The organism is Eubacteriales bacterium (genome assembly GCA_041390245.1).
GTDB lineage: Bacteria > Bacillota > Clostridia > Christensenellales > JAWKQI01 > JAWKQI01.
This window is the reverse complement of the sequence record JAWKQI010000002.1, coordinates 165,034-180,826: the sequence shown is the minus strand read 5'-3', so window position 1 is coordinate 180,826 and position 15,793 is coordinate 165,034. Positions and strand designations below refer to the sequence as shown.

At 37.2% G+C, this 15,793-nt stretch carries 15 protein-coding genes; 9 read left to right on the top strand and 6 right to left on the bottom strand.

Features of this window, described 5'->3' with window-relative positions:
• Positions 1–107 precede the first annotated feature (107 nt).
• Complete coding sequence (locus R2876_03975) at positions 108–584, bottom strand: DUF4489 domain-containing protein (protein ID MEZ4357771.1); 477 nt, start codon at positions 582–584, stop codon at positions 108–110.
• A gap of 194 nt (positions 585–778) precedes the next feature.
• Positions 779–1,069, bottom strand: coding sequence for a hypothetical protein (locus R2876_03970; protein ID MEZ4357770.1), 291 nt, complete (start codon positions 1,067–1,069; stop codon positions 779–781).
• Positions 1,070–1,259: 190 nt separating this feature from the next.
• Here R2876_03970 and R2876_03965 point away from each other — a divergent pair, with 190 nt between their 5' ends.
• The 5 genes from R2876_03965 (at position 1,260) to R2876_03945 (ending at position 7,557) form a co-directional block, all read left to right on the top strand.
• Complete coding sequence (locus R2876_03965) at positions 1,260–1,829, top strand: TetR/AcrR family transcriptional regulator (GenBank protein MEZ4357769.1); 570 nt, start codon at positions 1,260–1,262, stop codon at positions 1,827–1,829.
• Positions 1,830–1,871: 42 nt separating this feature from the next.
• Positions 1,872–3,599, top strand: coding sequence for an ABC transporter ATP-binding protein (locus tag R2876_03960; GenBank protein ID MEZ4357768.1), 1,728 nt, complete (start codon positions 1,872–1,874; stop codon positions 3,597–3,599).
• A complete protein-coding gene (locus R2876_03955; protein MEZ4357767.1) occupies positions 3,596–5,653 on the top strand; it encodes an ABC transporter ATP-binding protein in 2,058 nt (685 codons plus the stop codon). The genes R2876_03960 and R2876_03955 overlap by 4 nt, the downstream gene beginning before the upstream one ends.
• Before the next feature lie 302 nt (positions 5,654–5,955).
• On the top strand, positions 5,956–7,203 hold the full coding sequence (locus R2876_03950; protein ID MEZ4357766.1) for an ammonium transporter: 1,248 nt from the start codon (positions 5,956–5,958) through the stop codon (positions 7,201–7,203).
• Between the two features lie 15 nt (positions 7,204–7,218).
• Entirely contained in the window at positions 7,219–7,557 is a 339-nt protein-coding gene (locus tag R2876_03945; GenBank protein ID MEZ4357765.1) for a P-II family nitrogen regulator, read from the top strand.
• 56 nt (positions 7,558–7,613) lie between these two features.
• Here the strand turns inward: R2876_03945 and R2876_03940 are convergent, their stop codons facing one another.
• The 4 genes from R2876_03940 to R2876_03925 all read right to left on the bottom strand — a co-directional run bounded on the left by R2876_03940 (position 7,614) and on the right by R2876_03925 (position 11,568).
• Positions 7,614–8,282 carry a TrkA family potassium uptake protein gene (locus R2876_03940; protein ID MEZ4357764.1) on the bottom strand — a complete coding sequence of 223 codons (669 nt, stop codon included), beginning with the start codon at positions 8,280–8,282 and terminating at the stop codon, positions 7,614–7,616.
• Positions 8,283–8,298: 16 nt separating this feature from the next.
• Positions 8,299–9,675 (bottom strand): TrkH family potassium uptake protein, encoded by a 1,377-nt coding sequence (locus R2876_03935; protein ID MEZ4357763.1) that lies wholly within the window; start codon positions 9,673–9,675, stop codon positions 8,299–8,301.
• A 236-nt stretch (positions 9,676–9,911) separates the two neighbouring features.
• Positions 9,912–10,745 carry a DUF368 domain-containing protein gene (locus R2876_03930; protein ID MEZ4357762.1) on the bottom strand — a complete coding sequence of 278 codons (834 nt, stop codon included), beginning with the start codon at positions 10,743–10,745 and terminating at the stop codon, positions 9,912–9,914.
• A gap of 133 nt (positions 10,746–10,878) precedes the next feature.
• Positions 10,879–11,568 (bottom strand): Crp/Fnr family transcriptional regulator, encoded by a 690-nt coding sequence (locus tag R2876_03925; GenBank protein ID MEZ4357761.1) that lies wholly within the window; start codon positions 11,566–11,568, stop codon positions 10,879–10,881.
• Between the two features lie 103 nt (positions 11,569–11,671).
• Between R2876_03925 and R2876_03920 the strand changes: the two genes are divergently transcribed.
• From R2876_03920 to R2876_03905, 4 genes are all read left to right on the top strand, one after another.
• Positions 11,672–11,986, top strand: coding sequence for a cupin domain-containing protein (locus R2876_03920; protein MEZ4357760.1), 315 nt, complete (start codon positions 11,672–11,674; stop codon positions 11,984–11,986).
• Positions 11,987–12,093: 107 nt separating this feature from the next.
• Positions 12,094–13,722, top strand: a complete 1,629-nt coding sequence (hcp, locus tag R2876_03915; GenBank protein ID MEZ4357759.1) for a hydroxylamine reductase — start codon at positions 12,094–12,096, stop codon at positions 13,720–13,722.
• Positions 13,723–13,972: 250 nt separating this feature from the next.
• Positions 13,973–14,650 carry a sigma-70 family RNA polymerase sigma factor gene (locus R2876_03910; GenBank protein ID MEZ4357758.1) on the top strand — a complete coding sequence of 226 codons (678 nt, stop codon included), beginning with the start codon at positions 13,973–13,975 and terminating at the stop codon, positions 14,648–14,650.
• A 3-nt stretch (positions 14,651–14,653) separates the two neighbouring features.
• Positions 14,654–15,736, top strand: coding sequence for an anti-sigma factor domain-containing protein (locus tag R2876_03905; protein MEZ4357757.1), 1,083 nt, complete (start codon positions 14,654–14,656; stop codon positions 15,734–15,736).
• Positions 15,737–15,793: the final 57 nt, after the last annotated feature.

The window sequence follows — 15,793 nt, the reverse complement described above, 5'->3', positions numbered from 1 at the left end:
GAAGCTTTTAATTTGCAAAAATTTCACCTCTTTAATTAAAAAGAGGTGAATATATGATAATTTTCAGACAGGTTATAAAACCTTCTGAATGTAAGATATATGCTTAGTTAGTCGCTCTTAGAAACAGCCAGGGCGCTTAATGTTGCATTAACGATTGTGAGCCCAGGAGTTATATCAATACACGAGTTAGTAGACAACACTACTGAATAGGTGTAGGTGGCAGGATCTAAATCACTGTCGAAAAACTGAAATGCGAAAGACTCGGATTCTAACGCTGTTGCAAGAGTTGAAAAAGTGTAAGTGGAACCTATATGAGCAGGCGCGCCATTTTCTCTGGCACGGTAAATTTCAAAGTTTAAAGTAACTGAAATACCGAGCGGGAGAGAAATGATACTTGTGAAATTTAGTAATATTGAAGGGTTGGAAAGCCGTGCTGCATTAATTGTTACACTTACTGCGTTTAGTGGGTCTGCAGATAGTGTATTTATGATAGAAAGCGGACCAACACCTCCAGTAGCTACGTTTAGTACAGCTTCTTTATTTGAACATGAGTTAGTTTGTGATCTAAAACAACAATTAGACATAAAAATTTTCTCTCTTTTTTATATTTAGACAGGCAAATTTTAAAATATATTGTCTGTACCAGTCCAGTAGTATTTTACTCTGTATATTTGTCTTTTGTTACTATACAATAAAAGAGGGTATATATTTTAAATTAAAAGATAAACGTTTGTAATAAAAAAGAGCCATCTATAAAATGGCGCTTTTTTCATATCATTTAAACGTTTGCGTTTTTATTTTCATTTCGCTTATCTATCATACTGTTTCTGAAATATAAAATTATATCTGTTAATACCATAATTGAATTAAGTATATAAAAGAATATTACATAGTTAACGCTTCCTGATACAAGCTTGGAAGCTACGCCACAGAGATACCCGACAAAGACGACAAATAAAAACATTATACTTTTTCCTTTAGCGGTTTTTGCTCTAAGGCTTTTTGCTATAGATGCCGGCCATGCCACACCGAATAGTAATACCATACACATCTCCAATATTTCTTTCACATTGAGCCTCCTTAAAATTACCCTTAAAAACTTAAATAAACACTTGAATTTTAGTATACTACATATTTTAGTTAAATCATATAAGCAACCGTTTGCTGAGCTTGATAAAAATATTTAATTTTGTATTGACAATAATGATATACTGATGTAATGTAAGTAAGTACTTACATTAATGTGTTAGGAGTAAGGAATGAACGAAACACGTGAAAGGATAGTTTCAGCGGCAATAGAACTTTTTGAGAAAAAAGGTTTTGCTGCGGCTACAACTAAAGAGATAGCCGATCTTGCAAAGGTTAGCGAGATAACTTTATTTCGGCATTTTGAAAGCAAGCGCAACCTTTTTGACCAGGCTATAAGGGGTTCTATGCGCCAGTACAGGGTAAGGGATTATCTTAAGAATAACGTAACTTATGATTTAGACCGCGACTTAACAGCCATAGCATATCATATGATGGAAACGTATAAGCAAAATTCGCCGTTACTCAGGATGATAATGCGCGATATGATAAGAGGTTCTGTTCCGGAGATGGATATAAAGCATAATGAATATTGCCTTAAAAATAACTTGATTGAATATTTTTCTGCCATGAAAGAAAAAGGTAAACTAGATGCGGACCCTAAAATGGCGGTAAAATTTTTTGTAACCAATATCACGGGGTATTATATGAGGGAGTTTTTCGCTAAAAACGACCATGAAAAAGATGAGAATAAATATTTTGATTGGATGCTAAAAAAAGTTATCAGTGTACTTAAACCTTAGGGTTTAACATAAATTTATTAAGTTTTTAAGAAAGGATTAAATATGAATAAGCTTTTTAAGTATATAAAACCCTATAAGTGGGCAGCTATACTTGTTGTAATTATGACGACCATACAGTCTTTAAGCCAGCTATATTTGCCAAACCTTATGTCTGACATCATAAACAAAGGCGTAGTACAAGAAGATATAGGATTTATAATTCAAACCGGGCTTGTAATGCTGGGATATACGCTGATAGTAACAGTATGTACTATAATTGCCAGGCTGTATGCAGCAAAGACATCTGTAGGTTTTGCGAGAGATTTAAGGAGAGACATCTTTAAAAAGATTGAGGGCTATTCGTTAAATGAATTTGATAAAATAGGTACCGCTTCTTTGATAACGAGATCTACCAATGACGTTACGCAAATACAAAATGTTATGGTAATGATACTAAGCATGCTTTTATCCGCACCGATAATGTGCATAGGCGGAATCGTGATGGCAGTTGATACAGACGCAGGGCTTTCTTGGTTATTAGTTGTGATAATCATATTTATGTCGCTGGTTATATTGCTAATTGCAATGAAGGCAATACCGCTTTTTAAGTCTTTGCAGAGAAAGATAGATAAAGTAAATCTTGTTTTGCGTGAAGGATTAACCGGGATACGTGTAATACGTGCCTTTAACAAAGACGAATACGAGCAAGAAAGATTCGATGAAGCAAATAAAGATCTTACGAATACTTCAATAACAGCGTATCGTTGGATGGGCGCAATGTTTCCGGCTATTATGCTTGTCTTAAATGTTGCGATGGTTGCGGTAATTTGGTTCGGGGGCCATCGTGTCGATGCAGGGCAGACTCAAGTTGGCGATTTGATGGCTTTTCAGCAATACGTAATGCAGACCATGTTTGCTCTTATAATGGCAACTATGATGTTTGTAATGCTGCCAAGGGCAACCGCCGCCGCAGAACGCATAAACGAGATTTTTGCATTAAAACCAACTATTTTAGATACTACGGATATAGCGCCTAGAACTCAGCTAAAAGGTTATGTAGAATTTAAAAATGTAAGTTTTTATTACCACGGGGCGCAAGAGGCAGCTATTTCAAATATTTCATTTACCTCTAAGCCGGGTGAGATAACTGCAGTTATCGGGGGCACAGGGTCCGGTAAATCCACCCTTGTCAAGCTGATACCCAGGTTTTACGACGCAACTGAAGGCCAGGTGCTTGTAGACGGGGTAGATGTTAAAGATTATCCGCAATCAGCACTTAGGGCTAAAATCGGCTTTATACCGCAAAAAGTAAACCTGATGAGCGGAACGATAGCAAGCAATATCCGTTATGGCAAGGAGGATGCGACAGACGAAGAGATGCTTAAAGCAATTGATATAGCACAGGCCACAGAATTTGTTTCAGAATTAAGTGATGGGATAAACGCCCCGGTCGCACAGGACGGAACAAATTTTTCAGGGGGACAAAAGCAGCGTTTGTCAATAGCGAGGGCACTTGTCAGAAAGCCGGAGATATTTATATTCGATGATAGTTTTTCAGCACTGGATTTTAAAACAGATGCAAAGTTAAGGCAGGCTCTTTTAGGTGAAATAGAAAACGCTACGGTGTTTATAGTTGCTCAAAGAGTAAGTACTATTATGAGCGCAGACAACATCATAGTATTAGACGAAGGCAAGGCTGTTGGGCAGGGAACACATAAGGAACTTATGAAAAATTGCGCTACATATAAAGAAATAGTTGCATCACAGCTGTCAGTGGAGGAACTTAAATGAGTGAAAATAGAAATAAAGAATATAAAAATATAAATAGCAATTTTAACAAGGGCCCTAAAAGAGGTGGCCCGGGAGGCCCAGGAGGGCCTATGCACGGTATGCCTATTCAAAAGGCAAAGGACTTTAAAGGCGGATTAAAACGCCTTATGACTTACCTCGCAAAACATAAAGTAGCGTTGATACTCGTAATAGTTATGGCAATAGGCAGCGCGACGTTCTCGATTTTCGGGCCTAAGATATTAGGTAATGCTACGACAGAACTTTTTGTACCAACAGCTGCAAAGATAGAGGCGATGGAAGACTTAAAAGAGATTTTGCCTGAAGATGTCATAGATAAAATAACGAGCGGCGATCTTAACGAGCAGGAAATAATGGGCTTGATTCAGCAAAACGTAGATACGAGCAACCCAGAGCAGATGTCTATACTCTCTTCCAGTATGCAAAAGGTGGAGGAAGCAAACCAGTTAAAAATAGATTTTGCAAAGATTGCAAATATAGTATTATTAGTACTTATACTATATGCGATAAGCGCTTTGTTTTCATTTATAATGCAGTTTGTAATGGCTAAGACATCACAGACTATCGTATACGATATGCGGCGTCAGATAGATGAGAAATTAGCCAGGCTGCCACTCAAATATTTTGATGGGCGAACGCATGGAGAAATATTATCAAGAGTTACTAACGATATAGATACGGTCTCAACGACATTAGCTCAAGGTGTTACGCAGGTAATATCGTCTATTACGCTTTTGATCGGCATAATAGTAATGATGTTCACTATATCGTGGATTATCACTCTCGTAAGTATTGTAGCACTGCCACTAAGCATGCTTTTGGCGCAGATGGTAATTAAGAAATCGCAGAAGTATTTTAAAGGCCAGCAAAAGGAAATAGGTAATATAAACGGCCATGTAGAAGAAATGTATGCGGGGCATACAATAATAAAGGCGTTTGGCAAAGAGGAAAAAAGCGTTGAAAAGTTTGATGAAATAAACGAGCGTCTTTATACTGTCGGTTGGAAAGCGCAGTTCCTATCGGGAATAATGATGCCGATAATGAACTTTATAAGCAATTTATCATTCGTATTTGTCTGCGCGATAGGCGGTGTTATGGTCATTAATGGCAGAATATCAATAGGCGATGTTCAGGCGTTTATACAGTATTCAAGGCAGTTTACCCAGCCAATTATGCAGGTAGCACAGATAGCAAACGTGTTGCAGTCTACAGTGGCTTCCGCAGAGCGTGTTTTCGAAGTTCTAGATGAAGAAGAAATTTTGCCAGACAGCCACGATAATATCATAAGATATCCCAAAGGTGCAGTTACTTTAGAGCATGTGTCCTTTGGATACAAACCGGGCGTAACTGTGATTAAGAATATGAATTTATATGTTGAGCCGGGAGATGTAGTTGCTATAGTCGGCCCGACGGGTGCGGGAAAAACTACCCTTGTAAACCTGCTTATGCGTTTTTACGAGGTAGATACTGGCAAGATTACAGTTGACGGAGTGGACATTAACAGTATACCCAGAGACAACTTGCGGCACCAGTTTGGTATGGTTCTACAGGACACCTGGCTGTTTGGGGGAACAATAAAACAAAATATTGCTTATGGCAAGGAAGATGCTACGGATGAAGAAATCATAAGGGCAGCCAAGATGGCGCATGCAGACCACTTCATACGTACTTTGCCGGATGGATATGAAACCATATTAAATGAAGAAGCATCGAATATATCCCAAGGCCAAAAACAGCTCCTGACGATTGCAAGGGCACTTCTTGCAGACCCGCCTATACTTATATTAGACGAAGCTACAAGCAGTGTAGATACACGTACTGAGGCATATATACAAAATGCCATGATAGAATTGATGAAAGGCAGAACAAATTTCGTAATCGCGCATAGGCTTTCGACAATAAGGGATGCTTCTACTATATTGGTCATGAACGAAGGTGAAATAATAGAGCAAGGCAACCATAAAGAACTTATGGCGAAAAACGGCTTTTATGCAGATCTTTATAACAGCCAGTTTACAGGGAATAACGTGGCCTAATAACTTTAGTTAATGTTATAAATTAAAGCGCGCTTAGAGAAAATTTCTTAGGTGCGCTTTTTTGATTGGAGTTTATATAATCTTTATATAAATATTTTTTATGAAATTATAAAAAATATTTATTGCATTTTGATTATTGTTTGTTATAATTGATGTTGGTTGTATTGACAATGGTGTCAATAAGATCAGCAAATCAAAATAAAATTTATATAATTTTTATTTATTTCAAGTAATTAAAAGGCTCAAAGATGAACCAGTGTGTTTTCTTTGCGCCTTTTTTATTTTTAGTAGGGGGTTTATCTATGGATACAATCAATTCAGGCGACACGGCATTTATGCTTATATCATCAGCGTTGGTACTGGTTATGACACCGGGGCTCGCTTTATTTTACGGGGGCATGGTTAGGCGAAAAAATGTGCTTAATACTATGATGGGCTCCTATGGAATCATCGGTGTCGCCTCCATAATGTGGGTTCTTATCGGCTATACTTTGGCATTTGGCCCTGACACTGCCGGTATAATAGGCAACTTAGACTGGTTTGCTTTAAACGGCGTAGGTGGTACTCCAAATGCAGATTATGCCGGCAGTATACCACATCTTTTATTTGCGGCTTTTCAGATGATGTTTGCGGTAATTACTCCTGCATTGATAACAGGTGCCGTAGCTGAAAGAATGAAGTTTTCTCACCAGATGATATTTACAGCGGTATGGTCTATCATCGTTTATTATCCGCTTGCACATATGGTTTGGGGAGTAGGAGGTTTTTTGAGAAATTTAGGAGCATTAGACTTTGCAGGCGGAAACGTAGTTCATATAAGTTCCGGTGTGTCCGCACTTGTCGCCTGCCTCATGCTCGGCAAACGTAAACATAATGATATGTCGCAATTTGTGCCGCATAATATTCCGTTCGTGCTTTTAGGAGCGGCGATACTTATGTTTGGATGGTATGGATTTAACGCCGGAAGTGCTCTTGGCGGAAATGCAACAGCTGTTCATGCTTTTATGACAACAAACACAGCTGCGGCAGCCGCCTTAGTATCATGGATGATATTTGATAAAATATTCAACGGGAAATCTACAGCACTTGGTGCAGCGACAGGCATCGTAGTAGGCCTTGTGGCGATAACCCCGGGTGCAGGCTATGTGCCTATTTGGGCATCTATTGTTATTGGGTTTATAGTTAGCCCGCTTTGTATGTTTTTTACGACCGTTGTTAAACATAAATTTAAATACGACGATTCGTTAGATGCTTTTGGATGCCATGGAATAGGGGGTATATGGGGAGGAATTGCCACCGGATTATTTGCAACCAGTACAGTTAATTCTGCGGTTACAAGCGAAGGCCTTTTCTTCGGAGGATCGCTGCTTCTTCCGCAGCTTGCATCCATAGGCGTAACAATCGGAATTGCAGTTGCAGGTACATTTATTATCATGAAAGTGTTAAAATTATTTAAAGGATCCCGTGTTTCAGCCAGGAATGAAAGTGAGGGGCTTGATTATTCAGAACACGGCGAATCTGCTTATCCGTCCTTTACAGGATTAGACTAAGAGGAGGAATACATAGTGAAAAAGATAGAAGCGATAGTACGTCCGAGTAAATTTGAGGATGTAAAAGAGGAACTTTCAAAGATAAACGTCAATGGCGTTACAATAAGCCAAGTTATGGGCTGCGGGAGGCAAAAAGGATGGAAAGAGGTATACCGCGGTACGGTTATAGAACTTCATATGCTTCCTAAGATCAAGATGGAGCTCGTAGTTAAAGATGAGGACCTAGATAAGGTTTTAAACGTAATAATGAGTGCTGCAAAGTGCGATGACGTGGGGGACGGCAAGATATTTGTATACGATGTAGCAAATGCAATACGTATACGTACCGGTGAGCGCGGAGACGATGCAGTGTAATCTTTATATAAGCAACTAAAAAGAGACATAAAATATGTCTCTTTTTTATATAAATTTTATTTACGTTTATTAGAGGAGTACTCGAGCCTTTGAATATCTTCAAGGCGGCCTATAGCTACTAGTATATCCTTTTGTTTAAGAACATTTTCGGGAAGCGGGCTGATATTCAGTTCGCCGTCAGGAGTTTTTATAGCCATAACGTTTAACCCATAATTTTTCCTAAGTTCAATATCACTTAGAGTTTTGTTCTCCCATTCTTTTAAGACTTCTATTTCAGCAATGCTATATTCATCGGAAAGATCTATACATTCAAGTATATTGGAGCAAGTGAGGCTTTTAGCTACACGTACGCCCATTTCACGTTCAGGGAAAACGACTCTGTCCGCACCGATTTTTGCCAATACTTTGCCATGCAGGTCATCTTGTGCTCTGGCTATTATTGTATCGACACCGAGTTCTTTGCAAAGTAAAGTTACCAGTATGCTTGCCTGTATGTCATCGCCCATACCGACTATAGCCGCATCCATATTGCTTATGCCAAGTGATTTCAGCGAATGCTCGTCTACCGCATCGACTTGTACGGCGTGGGTAACGTAGGGACTTATTGTCTCTACGATTTCTTCTTTACTGTCTATAGCCAAAACATCGTGGCCCATATCGTAAAGAGCGCGGGCAACTGAAAAACCAAATCTACCTATACCGATTACAACATAATTTTTTTTCATATAACACCTCTAAATTTTATCCAACCATAATTTTATCTTCAGGGTATCTGGTTCTTGAATCCCCTCTGTTAAGGCGATTCGACACCGCCATTATCAACGTCAACATCCCAATTCTGCCGGCATACATCGTAAGCATTATTAAAACCTTACCGAGCATTGAAAGGTGAGGAGTAATTCCGCAGGAAAGGCCTACTGTTCCGAAAGCAGATAATACCTCAAACAATACATTTTCAAAAGAGAACACTCCAATGTGCTGTTCAGTCATAGATAAAATCAAAGTTACTGAAAGCACGAGTACTATGCTTAAAATCACGATTACGATAGCACGTAAAACCACATTTGTATCTATACGTTTATGCATGACGTTTACATCTTTTTGGCCTTTTGCAATGGATAATACCAACAATAGTATAACCGCCACCGTAGACGTTTTCACACCACCACCGGTACCGGCAGGGGAAGCCCCTATAAACATGAGCAGCATTGTCAGCATTTTTGCGGCAAGGCCCATACTATTTTGGTCTATAGTATTAAAACCTGCAGTACGCGGAGTAATAGATTGGAAGAAAGATGCAAACACTTTGCCAGATGAAGTAAGCTCAGGTGATCCTATGGTTTTTAGATTATCGCTTTCCAAGAAATAAAAACAGATCGCTCCAAAGACAATAAGAAAAGTTGTAACAATCAGTACTATCTTTGAATGCAGAGAAAGTTTCGTGCTGCGCCCGAGCCTTATTTTATTGGATATGTCTAATATAACTACGAAACCTATACCGCCTATTATTACAAGTGACATAACAGTTAAGTTTACGATAAGGTCATTGGCAAAAGGGGTAAAACTTTTAGAATACCCAAAAAGGTCGAATCCGGAGTTGCAAAATGCCGATATTGAGTGGAATATTGAATAATATATTCCCTTAACCGCACCGTAAGTAGGTATAAACCGTGTACAGAGCAGTGCTGCGCCGATAAATTCTGCTATAAATGTAACGATAAGTATGCGCTGTATCATAATTACCATGCCGGAAAGACCATCTTCATTTAAAGACTCACGTATGACTATCCGCTCGCGAAGCGAAATACGTTTTCCTAAAAGTAAAAATATAAATGTTGCCATGGTCATAAAACCAAGGCCGCCGGCTTGTATTAGAATCAGTATAACAATTTGGCCAAATAACGAGAAAACAACGCCAGTATCTACAACGGTCAATCCTGTTACGCATATGGAAGATGTGGACGTAAAAAGAGCATTTAATAATCCTATGCTGTGCCTGTTTACGGTAGCTATAGGTAAAGACAGTAGTATACCTCCTAAGAGTATCATGCCTATAAATCCAAGTGCTATTATTTGTACCGGTTGAATTTTACGTAACCTTCTTGTAATACTATTCAATATAAATTCATCCTAACAATAAATTTCCGATTATTATAACATACACAGCAAAAACATAGTATTGCTAATAATTGGTAAAATATGCCTTAAACAGCTAAATACGATGTTTTTGTTAAAATATATCATTAAAGTTTGATATATCTAATTTACATATATCATTTTAGAGCTAATATTGCAACCCAATTAATTTTGGCTGGGTTTTAACTTATCACCTAATTTGTCCATAAGCCAGGCAATTACAAACCGCCTACAAAGCATACTATGCAAAGTATAGTATTTACAAGACTTACATACTCAACAGGCATAATTGCAAGTGTCGATGCGATTACGAATCCTAATATAATATGAAACGCTATGGCATAATGATTTTTAAACAAGCTGTTAATAGCCCTGGCCAGTAAGAATATAATAAACAGTATTCCTATAATCATAGGGAGTATAACGGTTAAAGAAAGGTCGGCGATTCCGGCGGTCATAGGTTGGTATAGCCCTAAGTAAATAAGTAAAGAAGAGGAACTTAATCCCGGAATAACGAGGGATATACCCCAGAGCAGGCCGCAGACGAAGAACCACCATATGTTAGGCTGCAAATTAACAGGAGAACCATGCTGTATAAAAATAAGCAGCAAATAAATAAGTATCGTACTTATAATGAGTGTTCCCCAGGCACTTTTAGGGCGGCCTTCTTTGCCCGCCTCTTTAAACATTGAAGGTATCATTCCGGCTATAAGCCCGATAAACAGCCATGTAGCAATATTATAAGAAGCATTAAACATCCACTCTACCAAGCGTGCAAGAGCAAGGAAGCCAAGTATCCAGCCTATCAAAATAGGCAATAATAATTTGGCATGGGTTTTAAATGTCTTTATTGGGTGCGCTAAAAGTTCCATCATCGGCTGATAGACACCAAAGACGACGCATAAAACCCCGCCGCTTATGCCCGGCAAAATGGCACTGACGCCAATAAGTGCTCCCTGAATGACTTGAAGAAACCATCTTGCGATTACCCGTTTTGAAAGTGAATTTGTATTTCTAGAACCAGTGGGATTGGTTATACTTTTTTCGCTCACTTATTAAATCTCCTAATTAACATTAAGCTTTAAACAATAAAACCATTATAAGATAAAATGGTTTAGCAGTAAATCATTTTTTAAATTATATGTTCTTATTTAAAACAAATATTTAAAAATACTATTAAGTTAACTAAACAGTATCATTATTTAAGTGGATCTTAAAACTTTGCGGTTTTAAAATTATAATGATATCACGTTTAACGACCAGCAGTTGGTCTGAGCTCATTTGTTTTATCTCGCGGGAAACGGAAGGACGGGCAACACCTATTAATTCTGCAATTGCCGTTTTACTGTGGCGGAGTTTAAAGGTTAAACTTCCTGCCCGCATCGATTCTTTGGAGAAATAGAGGATAAGTTTTTTTCTTACACTTTTTTGAGATAGTATTTGTATTTTATTTGTAAACATAAGGATTCTCTTGGATAAAGACGATATGTAGTTGGTATTAAACGCAAAACTTTTTTTGAGCATGCTTTCCACCTGAGAAAACGGTATATATAGTATGACTGTGTCTGTCAATGTAATTAAGGTGTATGGATAAAACGGTTTAGGTGAAAAAAGCAGCGCTTCTCCGAAGCAATCGCCACTTTTAAAAGTGCGGATTTTTATAGTATCACTAGATAAAGAGAGCTGTTCTATAGACAGTTCACCTTCAATTATAAAGCCTATGGAATTGCATTTGTCGTATTGCTGCATTATAACAGAATTTTTTTTATAGCGCCCAATTATACATGAATCAGGCTCAAGTATTATTTTAAGTTCTTGCAACGTGAAGCCATTGAACAATTCATTTTTTAAGAGTTTTTTAATAAATAAATCCATAGTAAATCCTAAAAAACACTAAAAGTGTAACAGCGGTTACATATTTTTGCTTAAATATATAATACAATGAAGTCAAGTTCAAAACAATGGGAGGTGCTTTAAAATGATTGAAACTTTATATAAAATGTCTCGTGTTAATAAAAGAACAGTTGAAAAGATCATCTTAGATGAAAATTTACATTATATACACGTAATACTAAATAAGGATGAGGGGCTGCCGGAACACTATTCAAATTCTAATATATATATGACTGTGTTGATGGGGGAGCTAGCCATCGGGCTTAATGAGCAGGAGATGCATGAGTACGGTTCAGGTAATATATTAAAGATCCCTAAAGACACTAAAATGAATATTAAAAATTTGAGTATGGATATTTTAGAATTTATTATCGTAAAAGCACCGGCACCTGAAAGATAAATTGTTTTTAACTTAAATTTATAAGGTCTTAAAGGGGAATTTTTTTACAATAATTATTTGAAGCCATTTGAAGATTGAAAATAAATATAACTAAGGGGGTTAATTTTATGGGTATGTTTTGTTATCAGTGCCAGGAGACGGCAAGAGGAAAAGGATGCGAAGTTCGTGGAGTCTGCGGAAAGACAGAAGAGCTGGCAAAACTTCAGGATCTTCTTATATACACGCTAAAAGGGATTTCATATATTATAGTCAAAAGCAAAATGGATGTATCTAGGCTGGGCGAATTAAATAATCAGATGTTAAATAGCCTGTTTATGACTATTACAAATGCTAATTTTGACAATGCAGCTTTAGAGAAACAAATAAGAAAGATGCTTAAATTAAGAGATGAGGTTAAAAAGAAGACTTTAATTAGTGAGTTTAACGATGCAGCTGCATTTAATGTTACTACAACGGAATCTATGCTCAAAAAGGCTGCCGATGTCGGTGTGCTGTCGACAAAAGACGAAGATATCCGTTCTATTCGTGAAATGATAATTTACGGTATTAAAGGAATAGCCGCATATACCGAACATGCGCTTAATTTAGGAAAAGAAAATAATGTGATTTATTCCTTCATTTATGAGGCGCTTTTCGCAGTTAATAAAGACGACCTATCAATAGACGATCTAGTTGCCCTTACTCTTAGAACAGGGGAATGCGGTGTAGCTGCAATGTCACTTTTAGATGAGGCTAATACTTCAAAATACGGAAACCCAGAGATAACTAAGGTAAACATCGGGGTTAGGAAAAACCCGGCGATACTTATATCCGGACATGATTTAAGAGATTTAGAGCAGCTCCTTGAGCAGACAACGGGTACAGGGGTAGATGTATATACCCATAGCGAGATGCTGCCTGCACACTATTATCCTGCGTTTAAAAAGTACGATAATTTTGTTGGCAATTATGGTAATGCGTGGTGGAAGCAACTTGAAGAATTTGAGTCTTTTAATGGGCCGATATTGTTTACAACCAACTGCATAGTACCGCCAAGAAGCGAAGAGATAAAAAACAGGATATTTACGACGAATTCAGCCGGATATCCTGGATGTATGCATATAAAACCCGATAAAAACGGGAAAAAGGATTTTTCTAAAATAATTGAACTTGCAAAGACGTTAAAAACACCGGAAGAAATTGAAACAGGGAGTATAGTAGGTGGATTTGCACATAATCAGGTTTTTGCATTAGCAGATAAGATAGTTGATGCGGTAAAAGCCGGAAATATTAAAAAGTTCGTTGTAATGGCAGGCTGCGACGGTAGAATGAAATCCAGGGAATATTATACGGAATTCGCAAAGAAATTACCGGAAAACACCGTTATTCTAACTGCCGGATGCGCAAAATACCGTTACAATAAGTTGGATTTAGGAGATATAAATGGAATACCGAGGGTTTTAGATGCAGGGCAGTGCAACGATTCTTATTCACTTGCGATCATTGCCCTTAAGCTTAAGGAGGCCTTTAAATTAAGGGACGTAAACGATTTGCCTATAATATTTAATATAGCTTGGTATGAACAAAAGGCAGTTCTTGTTTTGTTAGCACTTTTGTATTTAGGTTTTAAGAATATACATTTAGGGCCTACATTACCCGGGTTTTTATCACAAAATGTTACAAAGGTACTGGTTGAAAAGTTCGGAATTGGTGGAATTAGCACCGTAGATGGGGATATTGAGGCGTTCAATATCTAAGTAGAAAAAATAAATAATAAATGGAGAAAGGCAACACTGCCTTTCTCCATTTATTATTTAAAAGAGCCTAGCCAATAATTCCCAATTTATGGTGATTAAATGACAAATGGAAGATTTTGATATATAATTAATGCTGTTAAATTAATGCTAAAATATAAATATTTTAAAAATTTTTATTTGGACCTCAAAAAAATAGAACTAGTTTACGAATAATATTATTAATGAGAGGTTTGAGTTCAGGAGAGGGAAATTGGGGATCAACGAGAGAATTTTAAAGGCAGCATGTGACGAAACCGAATTCGAGAGTTTGCTTAAAGAATACCGACCGTTTATTGCCTCTTGCGCATCACGTACCGTTGGCAGATATATCGACGAGCACGATGATGAAATGAGTATTGCAATTATAGCATTTACAGAAGCAGTGAGAGGATTCCGTCCCAAATCGGGTAAGTTTTTACCATTTGCCAGTAACGTAATACGTTGCAGGTTAATTGACGACATAAGAAAAAAAGAACGTAATATAAAAACTGTTTCATTAAACGACGACTCTGAGGATGAGGAAGACATTAAAAACAGCTTGAGATTTGACAATGCTTACGATGATCCTGTTAAGCTTGAAATTGAAGCATTGACGGCGGATCTTAAAAAGTATGGTTTTGGATTTATGGATATTGTAAAGTGTTCTCCAAAACATAAACGTACTAAGCATGCCTGCGCATTGGCTGCTAAATGCATAATAGAATCTGCAGACATTCAAACCCAATTAAAACAGACTAAACATTTACCGATACAAAGAGTTGAGATTATTACGAATATATCCCGAAAAACAATAGAACGTCATCGTAATTATATAGTGTGTTTAGCAGAAATTCTTTTAGGAGAGTATGCTTACTTATCTGAGTATGTTAAATTTGTTAAAGAGGCTTAAGATATGAGAAATGTTGTTGTCGAAGTCCGAGGGAAATATGCGGTTATTCTAAACAACACGGGCGATTTCATCAAAATAAAAAATAAAGATTACAAAGTAGGGCAGAGGATTGAAACTTACTCTAAAAAGCAAGGGTCAGTGTTTACAAAATTTATAACAGTAGCTGCTGCATTTGTAGTTATACTTTTTGGCGGAGGAGCATATGCCTGCTATACTCCTTATTCTTATGTAACGGTAGACGTAAACCCAAGCATAGAACTTGAAATGAATATATTTAACAGGGTTATAGATGCCAAGGCATTGAATGAAGAAGCAGAATCTATATTAGCTGATGTTAGATTGTCTGGCTGTGATATAGATATAGCGGTTAATAAACTGGTTGGCGAGCTGATAAGTGAAGGATACTTAAACAGTAGCTCTATAGCAGAATTTATGGTAACAACTTCTTGTAACAATAAGAACTGTGCGGAAGATCTGCTTAATAAAACTATGAGTGCATTGAATGAAGAAATAGAACAAAATGATATACAGGCAAATATACAAGGCGAAGTTACTGATAAGGGCTTAAAAAAGGTTGCCGATAAATTTAGCGTTACACCTGGTGAGCTAGTATTAACTAAGTTTAATGCTCAGTCTGTAGGAAATGGGTTTAATAAAGAAGAAGATTTGACTGGTAAGCCCGTAAAGGAGATTAAGAATAATAAGGGAAATGATAAAAACGCAGAATTAGTTTCTGATAGCGGTGATTCTAGTGATAATTCTAAAAAGAACAGTAATAGTAACAACGGTAATAATAACGGTAACAATAGCAACAAGGATGAAGATAAAAATAATTCGGGAAATAATGGCAACAGCAATAAGTCTTCTGCGGGAAGTTCTGATACTAGTGTAGAAGATGATAACAATGATAATAAGGGAAATAGTTCAAACAGTAATAATTCAGACAAAGAAAAAAATAACGGAAACAGCAACGATAATAGCAACGGCAATAGCAGCGGTAACAATAGCAGCAGCAATAACGGAAACAGCAGCAGTAATAGTAACGGCAACAGCGGCGAAAAAGGGAATAATAAGGATAAAGTTTAGGTTGATAAAATAAAAAAACTTCTTAGTTCTAAGAAGTTTTTTTTATTTCAAGACATT

What these genes read in the sequence shown, in the direction of transcription:
- R2876_03975 (MEZ4357771.1), bottom strand. Translation starts at nt 584, where the DNA reads ATGTCTAATTGTTGTTTTAGATCACAAACTAACTCATGTTCAAATAAA.
- R2876_03965 (MEZ4357769.1), top strand. Translation starts at nt 1,260, where the DNA reads ATGAACGAAACACGTGAAAGGATAGTTTCAGCGGCAATAGAACTTTTT.
- R2876_03960 (MEZ4357768.1), top strand. Translation starts at nt 1,872, where the DNA reads ATGAATAAGCTTTTTAAGTATATAAAACCCTATAAGTGGGCAGCTATA.
- R2876_03955 (MEZ4357767.1), top strand. Translation starts at nt 3,596, where the DNA reads ATGAGTGAAAATAGAAATAAAGAATATAAAAATATAAATAGCAATTTT.
- R2876_03950 (MEZ4357766.1), top strand. Translation starts at nt 5,956, where the DNA reads ATGGATACAATCAATTCAGGCGACACGGCATTTATGCTTATATCATCA.
- R2876_03940 (MEZ4357764.1), bottom strand. Translation starts at nt 8,282, where the DNA reads ATGAAAAAAAATTATGTTGTAATCGGTATAGGTAGATTTGGTTTTTCA.
- R2876_03925 (MEZ4357761.1), bottom strand. Translation starts at nt 11,568, where the DNA reads ATGGATTTATTTATTAAAAAACTCTTAAAAAATGAATTGTTCAATGGC.
- R2876_03920 (MEZ4357760.1), top strand. Translation starts at nt 11,672, where the DNA reads ATGATTGAAACTTTATATAAAATGTCTCGTGTTAATAAAAGAACAGTT.
- hcp (MEZ4357759.1), top strand. Translation starts at nt 12,094, where the DNA reads ATGGGTATGTTTTGTTATCAGTGCCAGGAGACGGCAAGAGGAAAAGGA.
- R2876_03905 (MEZ4357757.1), top strand. Translation starts at nt 14,654, where the DNA reads ATGAGAAATGTTGTTGTCGAAGTCCGAGGGAAATATGCGGTTATTCTA.